The organism is Brevibacillus halotolerans, assembly GCF_026891775.1.
Classification (GTDB): Bacteria; Bacillota; Bacilli; order Brevibacillales; family Brevibacillaceae; genus Brevibacillus_B; species Brevibacillus_B halotolerans.
In genome coordinates this window covers 1-10,786 of sequence record NZ_JAPTNK010000037.1, presented here as the reverse complement: position 1 = coordinate 10,786, position 10,786 = coordinate 1, and the positions used below count along the sequence as shown (strand labels likewise).

Genomic DNA, 10,786 nt, shown 5'->3' with positions numbered 1-10,786 from the left:
ATTCTGGAATAAGCTCGCATACAAGCGGCATTAGAATAAATTAAAATATCATGTTTCTAGTATATTTCAAATTATTACAAACTGAAAGTAATATTTACTTTAATAGTATTCTACCTTTACCTAATAATTGAGCTAATAAATTGTGTCTATTCAAAAGTTCTTTGTACCACTTGTTATCCCCAAAAAATTTTGCTTGAAGCATCAGACACTGAAGATCCTCTAATTCACACATTGGATTATATTCTTTAGCAAATTCTTTTTCAATAACGATAACCTTAAAGTCATTTTTAAGGAAACAGCCAACTTGTAAAGTATGAGAACGCTGGTCTAGTACAATACCTAGACAATTATCAGGAACTTTACCAATTTCATTTGGAATATATACCCATTTCATATCCATTACCCCCGAAATTTAATCACTTGTTTTCGTAGCTCCACAAAGGAGTAAACCGTAGATTGCTGGTCCGCTTACAAAAGTAGCAATTAAAAAACAAAGGTAGTAACTTTATTATAATGTAAAGAAATCATAGTTACCATCTAATATTTTATCGAGATTTGAAAATCAAAATTCTAAGAGATAAAGGTATATGGCTCCCCATTACCCATGGGTTTATTCTTTGTAAGCTACTCTGTTCAAGACTACTGCGTATAATTTGTCTAAAGCCACTTTCTACACTTCAAAACTGCTAAAAAAAAGGACCGCTTCTACGCCAATGAAGGCCAAAGCAGTCATATCCATAGCATTACATTTATCCTTATGTAGAAACAATTGTGTCCTCTTCTCGTTCAAGCAAAGCGTTTTTCATCTCTTTAATCACTGTTTGGCCCGGAGGCAAAATATAGTTTGACTGCATGGTGCCCGAAGCTATTTCATAGGCCATAGCTTCTAGTGGTGTGACAACTATGTGGTTGTCTTCTTTAAGCTGGCTTACATTGCGCTGAACGACTTTTTTTGTCCACATTAAACGATTCATATTTGGAAAAAACATGACAGGATTTGGAGAAGCTAGAATGGTAGAAGTTAGTAAGTTTTGGGCAATTCCATTGGCTGCTTGCCCGATGACATTTGCCGTAGCCGGCAAGATGATAAACAGATCAGCCCATCGAGCTAACTCAACGTGGTTCATTTTTTTCTCAAGACCAAGATCTTCATCTATAAAAACTTCATCACAGAAAAGCAAGATTGTAGATGGAGCGATGAGCTTAGTGGCCGATTCTGTCATGATCACCTTTACCTCTTTAAAAATGTTGCGAAACACGCCAAGATAATCAGACAATCCCAAAACGGCACTGGAACCTGATAACCCGACTAACAGTTTCTTATCCTTAAGAAATGGATCGTTCATAATCTTAGTCCCTCCTTTTTAGGCAAGTAAAAATGGTTGATCCCATATAGGCTCTTGTTTGCTGCTTGCAGAGAGTAGAGCAAGACCAATTCCTGCCGCTCCTTCAAGTGCACCTGCCTTATTAAGCCCTACTCTTTCACCATCTCTTGGTTCTATATCCTGATATCCAAAGGGAACTGAAGGGTTATAATTATTTACTAAGGTCTCTGTTAAATACTCTATATATGGTTGATAACGTCCATCACCTGCAACCATATCCATACGCATCGTCATTTGTAAAAGTCCAGCTTTTCCATGACAAAAAGTATCTGAGTAGAGATTCCAATCGCTTACGGGTCGTTTGAAAATATGATCGTAGGCTTGAAAAGCCAGATTACAATAGGATGAATCTTGTAAAGCTTCACCAGCTAAATAGAGTGAATGTGCTACTCCTGGTGTACCATAGCACCATGCATCGCGCCGGAATGATGATTGGGAACGAAATCCACTCTCTAGCTCATCCTCCAAACTAACTCTGTCTCTCCACATAATCCCGTACTCATCTGTTTCCTTCCACTGCATCAGCCATTCAGCTATTCTATGAATCGCGTCCCGCTGACCAGTCACTTCTATTCCTTCTCGCATAGAAAGTGATAATAATGCTAATGGTCCAGGAATTCCATGGGCAAAACCTAGGTTAAAGTTACCTTTTGAGTACATTTCTTTGTCTTTATCTAAATATTGCATCTCTTGAGTCAAGTACCACCCTGGTATCTTTCTACCACCTTCCCATTCTATAGGCTGACTTAAGTAAACCAGATATCGCAATACGTCCTGTAAGGTAGAGTAAAGTTCATTAATTTGTTTACTTGCTAGTAGATATCGCCCAATTCCTGAAACACCATTAATGACGTCATAGATATGAGGATTACTGCCCCCTCTTTTTTTATGGAGAGTATATTCATCTTCAATCATGGCCACGGTTCTTTTAGCTAATAATTGATCCAATTGTCCGAGAAAGCGTTGATACCGCTTCCGATTGTGTGAAGCTGACAACGTAGCAAAGCTTATCCCTGCTAATCCACCGAACATGGACTCACTTGAAACACCTATCGCCTTAATTTTTTCTTGTAAAGCAAGAAGATGTTCATGTGCAACAATATCCCATCCTTCTTCAGGAAAGTGTCGGTCCAGTTCAGCAAAAAAGAGAATTGTACCAGGATATCCGTGGGAAAGACTAGTGGATCCCCAAGGATATTGAGGTATCTCACCTATGGTACTTATGTTATCTTCGTGCAACACGACTTTCTCTACTTGAATGGGGTCTCTCAGCTTCTCGGCTATCTTGAGTGCAATTGAAAAAGCTTGTGTGCTTAACTCCTCTTTTTTTATCCCTTTCCATACGTTCTTATTACCCATCACCATTTTATTTAACTCCATATTTGCCTCCTTCTTTCTTATACTTGTCCGACCATATTACTCGCAGTGTCATCTGTTTCCTCAAGATAAAAAGAAGCTTGCGTATGAAATAAAGAAGCATAGACACCATTTTCTGCAATCAGCTCTTTATGCGTACCTGATTCAATTATCTCACCTTGTTTTAGGACAAGAATCTGATTGGCATATCGTACAGTAGAGAATCGATGGGAAATAAATAATCCCATTTTATTCTTCGATAGTTCACGGAACTTAGTGAATACTTCTTGTTCTGCTTGAGGATCTAGTGCAGCTGTTGGTTCATCAAGAATGTATAAATCAGCATCACGCATATAAGCTCGAGAGATGGCAATACGCTGCCATTGACCACCTGAAATCTGATAACCGTCCATAAATAATTTACCTAGCTGTGTATTCAATTGTTGGGGAAAACGCTTAATCATCTCATCTGCTCCCGCTAGTTTGCTTGCTTCTACAATTGCCACTTCGTCATCAGCCTTTAGATAGTTTCCCAATCCAATGTTTTCTTTGACTTGCATTTCATATTTAATAAAATCTTGAAACAAAGCACTAATTTTATGACGCCATTCATCTTCTTCATAATGGTGAATCGGTATGCCATCAAATAAAATTTCTCCTTCTGTCGGTTGATACAGCTGGGTAATTAATTTTACGATTGTCGATTTTCCTGATCCGTTTTCCCCTACTAATGCAAGTGTTTCTCCTGAACGAATTGTGAAGCTTACATTTCGCAACGCATAGGAACCCACGCCCTTATATTTGAACGATACATTACGAAATTCTAGACCCGATGGGATCTTCTCAAAAGAAAGGCTTTCTTCAGTGTTTTTTTGTTTTTCCTCTGATACACCTAGAAAATGAAATAACTGACTGATATATAGATTGTTTTGATACATGTTAAAGATTGTTTGCATAAGATCTGTGGAGGTTGATTGGGTGTAAGAAATCGCTTGAATAAATGCGAGTAAGCTACCAACTGCAATGGTACCAAGCATCATTTCCCATACTACATACGACTGCATACTAACTACTGCGATGAGTGTAATAACCTGATACCCAAGTGCCACTTTCGTCCGTTTAATTACTATTGCTTTGTCTTGATTGAAGAACTGTTCGTAATATTTACTATATTTATTGACTAAAAACTTGCCGAGTTGAAAGATTTTTATTTCTTTTACTGATGAATCATTGGTTAATAAATTCATCAGGTAATATTGCTTACGTCGGTCCGAAGCGCGGTTGTGGTCAATCATGAATTCTTCTTGTCCTAATTTAATAAAAGAAAATGTGGAACAGATAGGCAACAAGAGCAAAATAAGAGCCAACCACCACTTCCAAGTGATCAGCACAGCAGAAACAGATAGTAAAGTAATCACACTACTAATGACATTCATTACCTGTTGAAATAACTGATAGGGGCGATATGTTGAATCTTGCTTTGCCCGTTGCATTTGATCGTAGATTGCAGCATCCTCAAAGCTAGAATAAGGAAGTCGTGTAGCTTTTTTCATGATCAACATGTTCACATGATTGGATAGTAATTCTTGATACAAAGTTTTATAAACCAAGTCAACATATTTGATCATATCGCGTATTACGGCTAGGAATGCGAAGGAACCAAACGCGATGATAAGCGGATACATTTCCCCCCCTATTGAAACTACTACTGCCGAATTTATCAAAGATTGTGTGGCTAAAATTACTCCCACAGGAATCAGGCTACTAATAATCGTCAAAATCATAACAATCGCAAAATAGCGAGGATGTGTTTGATAGAGCAAACGAAAAATACTAGGCCATTGGGAGAAGGAAGCAAATACATTTCGAATCGTTTCCAATTTATTACTGGTTTCCTTAAATGGAGTTACCAACATTTTCCCTCCAGTGAAGCTGGCTGTGTAAAGTATGACGCACAAACGCCATTGCTTTCTCTTCCATCTCTCTGTTTACTCCAAAAATTCGATTGCAATGCAGATGAATTAAACTACCTAAAATCGTCGCTGGCGAATTCCAGAGAGACTTGTTTTGTTCTCCTTCTGATACAAGTTTCCCAAAAGTAGTCAATGCATCAGTTCTCAAGTAAAAAGCTTCACGAATTTCCTCTCCGCTCGGATGACTACGCAATCCTTGCCAATCGTTCCGCGGATCAGCAAGAGTAAGTAAGGTTTTGCGCCATTTTCGAAACTCTGCTCTATGAGCATCCTTTTTAACAACCTGTTCCATCCATTCGAATTGCTGTTCAAAACTAAGTCCAAACCTAGTCATGATATCAATAATACTAATTGTTGCTAAAACATAGTCAGGAAGATTCGTTTGCTTGTAACGTAGTAATTCCAAAAGCTTCACTGTCGTCTGACTATCTCTGGAAAATACTCGTTCGGCATCTGCCATAATAGTTGGACCACCGTATCTTTCTATCTCACGATCATAGGTATCAATGACCATTCTTTGAATAAAGCCTTTCCTCTGACATTCTTGAATCCAACGATAAAGCTCTGGCAAAATCTCCTGTAGTAGTTTCTCGGGATTACCATGAAATCGCAGACGAATATGGTGATCAGGGTCAAGATATCTCATGAAAAACCATTCTTCAGCCGCTCCTTTTTGAACCATTGAGTCAGCAAACGCTCGAATCTCATCAACGATGAAATCATTCTGCCGATACTGGCCCCCATATAGTTTAATAAACAGCCAGTCACTTCCAGGAAATCTTATGTATTGTTCCTTGGAAAGAACTTTAGTTTTTCTATAGGAGGTAAGGTTCATCTTCTGTAGTTCTTTTTTCTTGATAAGTGGAACTACACATTCCATTGTGAAATGCCCTTCTGGTCCATTGACCCAATACTCATCTACTCCCCCGATTTTTTCACGGAATTGAATACTTTTTGACTTGAACAATTCAGAACGTATTTCTTCAACATGATAGGAATTATCCAAATCTAATAAAATACGATTGTCGCCAAAAGCCATATACACATATCGTGGTATATCCCATTCCCTTCTCCATTTAGAAAAAGCATCATACCAGAGCTGGTCGGCTTTCGGATTTTCTTTTAATCCTAGAGAAGAAGGCATCATATTCCATATAGCAGGAGATAAGATCGTTTTTCCATAACGAACACGTGGTAAGTATGGTGAACCTTCCATATTACCCCAAGAAAATGGTTGCCAGTTCCGTACATTCTCTAAAGAAACCTCTCGTAAAAATCGATAAACGTTTGGAGAATTCCTGAAATTAAGCATGTTATCCGATGAAATAATAATTTTCTTCCCATGTTTGCGGGATTTGAGATACATATGTTCCACTGTTGCACATACCACAATATCTTCAAGGAGAAGGGAGTGTGTAGCCTTCTCTGAAGAATTTGTCCCAATAGACAGTTCGTATTCACTTAGGGATGGATGCAACATAATGTTGGCCATACGTCCTGCTGCTGGTAAATAAACAGCATCGACCATTATTACATCTTCCAATCGGCCCTGTACTTGCTTATGAACCTGTTCGTGTTTTTCTATCGCTTCCGTTCCAAGGATATCAAGGAATCTTCCAAATGATTGACCTACTTTAGATGAACCAGGCATAGCTCCCACTTCAAGTAGATATTCTCCTTTATCGATCGCTTCCTGTGAAGATGCAATTACCTCCACATACATTTCCAAGGAATCCGGTGCGTATTTGGGATTTACTGGATCGATATCTAACTGTTCGAGTAGATCATTCGTAATCTCTATTTCCCTTTTTTTGGTTGCAATCGCTTGAATTACTTTTCTCATCACAATGGCTTCACGCTGGTCAGAATACTTGGGAGGCGATACTATTTCTCTTCGAGTACTGGATGGGAACATATATCCTGCTGGCGCTCCTAAACCAATTTCCTCACTAAGAAGTTCTAAGACTGGTATTTCTCTTGAAGTTCCATATCTCTCTAAAAAGTCCTTATGATAGCTTCGGAGATGAGTCGCTCCTCGCTGTACAAAAGACAATCGCCAAAGACATTCCGCCACCTTGGCTACTTCTTCCCCAATTCCATTGTGTAAACATACTTTGTTACTGGCTAAGTGAAAGTCTACTTGTATGGGCGTATCACTCGCTTCTATAGCCTTCATCCTAGCAAGTAATTCTTGATAAGCTTGTATACCCTTTCCTATAGGCAGCTCGTCATATCGTTTCATCTCTTCTTGAATGTAAGCTAGTTCCATAAATATATCCTGTACACCATCTAGTAACTTAAGGCGTGCCATCACATAATCAAATGGATTTGCTATTGTGAGTGGTGGACGTAATTCACTAATTAAAAACTCTTGAGAAAATAATTGCCATAATAGTCCGGTTACCCTTTGTTCCCCCGCCTCTGGGTATTTTTCTATCAACCTAGCAATTAATTCTTCAAATAGAATCGGATGCTCTGCCAGAGCAAACACGTTGTATACAACTTCTGTCGCACGGATTGAAATCCTCTCTTTTTGCATACCATCTAACCGTTTAATTTGACCATATTCAGTGGCAAGAGCAAGTTCAATTCGTCCTCCTACCTGTAATGAAGCATGGTTTTTTTGGACTTTCAGCTGTTTTACCACATCAAGTCTTTGTTCCAATTTTTTTATAATTGCAAGCAACCATTCCATATCTGGACGTGTACGTTTTTTGTTATAATCACAACTTCCTAATAAAAAATCTGTCTTGTCAGTTAACGATCCCAAAGCTACACCAGCGAATAAACCATATGGAGTAGCACGGGTACTCATTCTTAGAAAATAACGAATAAAGCTAGATAGAGTTTGTTTGGTCTTTCGAGAAGTGGGGTCATCTTCTAGATTAGGCAATGCTGCGTACAATGATGGGCTAGAGATAAGAATGGCTTCTCTCACTTTCTCGTCCCTCGCATACTCCTTTATAGCAGTAAGATAATCATTCATTTGATTTAATTCATAGAAATTTTCTAGTGGAAACAGTGGTAACCGTAGCATAAAAAAATCTGCTGCTGTAAATAGGTTTTCCTCTTTATTAGTTTTAGCATATTTAGTAGGTAACTTTTTCTCAATTTGCTTGGCCATTCATACCCCTCTTTCCTGAAATATAAAGGAAGAACATCGCTTATCGCGATGCTCCTCCCCCAAGTCTTATTAGCAGCAGTTGCTTTTGCACCAAGTAGATGAGCAAAATGTTGTACATATGAGGTCGCTCACTACTGAGTCCCCTTGAGCTTGACTTGCTTCTTTCACCTGTACATCCAAATCGAATAGATCATCTTTTTTCATTTTTTGTTCCTCCTCTTATTATTTTGTTCGTAGCCATAACTAAACTTATTTCCAACATTTGGCTACATTTACAATTAAATGATATAAAAGAAATGAATTTTAGTAAAGTATATTCATCTAAAAAATATAAATTTTCACAAATTATACATTAAATAGTAAATAAATTTCCAAATATTGCTCACAAAAGGGCACAGTTTTAGAGATGTTCTACAAGAATCTGGTGATTGTATTCGCCTTCACTAAAAAAACAAGCGTTTGTTCTTCCTCATTTCAGACTGATTGGTCTCAATAGTATATGATTTGATCATTTATTCTAATTCAATTCTCTTGTAGTTTAAAGTAGTAAATTCCATTACAATGTTGGTAAGAATCTGTATTTCATAGGTTTCTAAGATAAAAGTTTTTTCCTTGTTCTTCTGACAATTTACTTTTTACCTTTCTATAAACTGTTATCTTAATTTATTCCACCTTATGAACTCTTTTTCTCTTTAAAGAAGAAAAATAAAAAAGATGACTACATGTGTACGAATACCACATAGTCATCTTCAGTAGTAGAATATAGTAATTGTTAAGCTACTCTGTTCAAGATTATTGCGTATAATGTCTAAAAGCCACTTTCTACTCTTTGGTAGTTAATATAAAAATAATGGCTAGGTTAGTTGCGATAAGAGTAGTAAGTAGCACTGTCTCTTTATCTGAACTACTAAAATGAAATAATCCAATCACATTAAGTAATATGAAAGTGACAACGACAATTCCGCAAAGATAGTATAGAAATTTCACAGAAGACTCACTCCTCCTAGAAATTAGAGCGCTTTACAACTATACTCCAAAAAGTTTAATGACACAATAATCGAAATGTATTGAATTATAGAGATAACGCTCTTCCTTTGCTTGTTTTAAACATTCTATTAGGTTTTTCATCGTAGCTAATACTCATTCCACTACCAGTTAAATTTACTCCCGAGATACTAAATGAAGTAGACCATTTGTAATTTAACCAGTTATGCTCAAAGTCCATGAAAAGCTTTGGTCTTTCTGAAGATTTCCTTGGTTTAAAGTAAGTAGAAGCTCTTCCCCATGCTGTATCATGCACAATATGGGTTGGATGATGTATATCGTCCGTCTCATAAACATAATCTCGTACATTCCATATAACACCATGAAGATTTTCGTATTTCTTTGTAATGGTGTTTCCTTCTGATTTTCCGTCTTCATCATATCCACTGTTTATCTTCTGCAAAACTCTACCTGATCTTTTCTCAACGACGTATTGCTGCGATCTGCAAAAGGATCGAATGTAGTTTAACGGCTCTGTGCTTCTCATGGCTACAAAGTCTTTTCCATCACCGTAAATGTCCCAATCATCAGGATCTATGAACTCCCACTCCGCACTGAATTTGTACATTTTGTCTTCTTTTATATATTGTATTTTGTAATCAGTCAGTTCTAGACTACCTTCTTCAGAATATGGCACAATTTCTTTTACCTCTTCAGGAGTTAAGTCTACCCATCCTTGCTTCTTTGATAAGTTATCTAGTTTCTTTTTGAGTCTGGCAGCACTTTCCTTTTTTATGAGATCAAGCTCATCATCTGAGGATAAAGATATATTTAAACTTTGCTTTTTCCCCTGTTTTTCGATGTACTTTTCCACTTCTTCGTTAAACCTATTTCTCTCATCCTCAATAATTTCATTTTCTTCATCTTGATATTTCTGTGCTTTTTCAGCTAATTTTTCTTTCTCATCGGCATTTAAAGAATGCTCATCAGATACGATGTCATTTTCTAAGTCGTTGCTCCGCTCTGCTAAAACGTTATGATTATTTTGGATCATAAGTAGTGAAGCAAGTGCTAATGTAGCAACAGGAAGAAACTTTCGTTTCAATATGATCACTCCTCTCAATTTTTACCATTTAAATATACCATTAATTGTAATTTATGTAAATTAATAAAATTAACACAGATACTCTAAATAGTAAACAAGTTTAAACTGTGTAAATGGTCATTCTTATATAACTATGTTTATCTATTAATGTGAGTTGGTTTACCATAGAACGCTTTACACAATTGACATAATATCCTACATGAGGGCTTTCTTATAGAAGCTCTAAAACGGTAAAAGGTGTAGCATAAGCTACACCTTTCATAAGTTATTTTAAATACAATCTACAATGTTTCTTTAGTCTTGCACGTGACTGTATATCCTAATCCCCCCCAGGTATTTGCTACTTCAGGAATTTTCCCAGTTTCTTTACAATCTTGGGATTGCACTTCTGCAAACTTGTAGTTTCTAGCATGTAGAAGACACAAAAAAATAAAGCAACCAATTACTAAGATTATAATCAACAGGTGGTAGAACATTTTTTTCCTCTTACTAATTATTGTGGAATTTTGCATTAAACATCAAATCCAATCCCATAAAAAGTTACTTCCGGAATCCTCACTGCATCTTAGATTTTATGTGAGCTAGTCAACCAAATCATAAAGATTTTTCAAAGTATAGGTTACAAAGAGATAGTTTCCGCTACTATAATACGTAAACACCAAGAATACAGGAAGCACATCCTTTTATATTAAGTGCGGTAAAAATAGGATCTATTTAACTTTTTGTTTGTTTGTCCCATCTGTTTTAACACGATGAAGATTTACTTTTTGCCCCCCCTCCCAGTAAAAAATCCATCCTTGAGTTATGTTAAGATGTTCAACAGTATCTTCTAGAATCTTTGTTCTGTTGGTCCCATCTA

The 10,786-nt window shown here is 36.9% G+C and carries 8 protein-coding genes; all 8 read right to left on the bottom strand.

Annotated elements, in window-relative coordinates:
- Nucleotides 1-94: 94 nt before the first annotated feature.
- The gene (locus O0550_RS23915; RefSeq protein ID WP_258427417.1) at nt 95-394 is read right to left on the bottom strand and encodes a hypothetical protein; all 300 of its coding nucleotides are present in this window, start codon (nt 392-394) and stop codon (nt 95-97) included.
- A gap of 361 nt (nt 395-755) precedes the next feature.
- Nucleotides 756-1,346 carry a flavoprotein gene (locus O0550_RS23910; RefSeq protein ID WP_258427416.1) on the bottom strand — a complete coding sequence of 197 codons (591 nt, stop codon included), beginning with the start codon at nt 1,344-1,346 and terminating at the stop codon, nt 756-758.
- An 18-nt stretch (nt 1,347-1,364) separates the two neighbouring features.
- The gene (locus tag O0550_RS23905; RefSeq protein WP_258427415.1) at nt 1,365-2,765 is read right to left on the bottom strand and encodes a lanthionine synthetase C family protein; all 1,401 of its coding nucleotides are present in this window, start codon (nt 2,763-2,765) and stop codon (nt 1,365-1,367) included.
- A 17-nt stretch (nt 2,766-2,782) separates the two neighbouring features.
- Complete coding sequence (locus O0550_RS23900; RefSeq protein ID WP_268900767.1) at nt 2,783-4,657, bottom strand: ABC transporter ATP-binding protein; 1,875 nt, start codon at nt 4,655-4,657, stop codon at nt 2,783-2,785.
- Entirely contained in the window at nt 4,638-7,838 is a 3,201-nt protein-coding gene (locus O0550_RS23895; protein WP_258427413.1) for a lantibiotic dehydratase, read from the bottom strand. Before O0550_RS23895 ends, O0550_RS23900 begins: the two co-directional genes overlap by 20 nt.
- 69 nt (nt 7,839-7,907) lie before the next feature.
- The gene (locus O0550_RS23890; protein ID WP_258427412.1) at nt 7,908-8,042 is read right to left on the bottom strand and encodes a gallidermin family lantibiotic; all 135 of its coding nucleotides are present in this window, start codon (nt 8,040-8,042) and stop codon (nt 7,908-7,910) included.
- Between the two features lie 868 nt (nt 8,043-8,910).
- Nucleotides 8,911-9,927: a hypothetical protein gene (locus tag O0550_RS23885; RefSeq protein WP_258427411.1), complete on the bottom strand. Its 1,017-nt coding sequence runs from the start codon at nt 9,925-9,927 to the stop codon at nt 8,911-8,913.
- A gap of 710 nt (nt 9,928-10,637) precedes the next feature.
- The coding region (locus O0550_RS23880; protein ID WP_258427418.1) for a DUF5050 domain-containing protein at nt 10,638-10,786 on the bottom strand (149 nt) is incomplete at its 5' end.

What these genes read in the sequence shown, in the direction of transcription:
- O0550_RS23915 (WP_258427417.1), bottom strand. Translation starts at nt 394, where the DNA reads ATGAAATGGGTATATATTCCAAATGAAATTGGTAAAGTTCCTGATAAT.
- O0550_RS23910 (WP_258427416.1), bottom strand. Translation starts at nt 1,346, where the DNA reads ATGAACGATCCATTTCTTAAGGATAAGAAACTGTTAGTCGGGTTATCA.
- O0550_RS23905 (WP_258427415.1), bottom strand. Translation starts at nt 2,765, where the DNA reads ATGGAGTTAAATAAAATGGTGATGGGTAATAAGAACGTATGGAAAGGG.
- O0550_RS23900 (WP_268900767.1), bottom strand. Translation starts at nt 4,657, where the DNA reads ATGTTGGTAACTCCATTTAAGGAAACCAGTAATAAATTGGAAACGATT.
- O0550_RS23895 (WP_258427413.1), bottom strand. Translation starts at nt 7,838, where the DNA reads ATGGCCAAGCAAATTGAGAAAAAGTTACCTACTAAATATGCTAAAACT.
- O0550_RS23890 (WP_258427412.1), bottom strand. Translation starts at nt 8,042, where the DNA reads ATGAAAAAAGATGATCTATTCGATTTGGATGTACAGGTGAAAGAAGCA.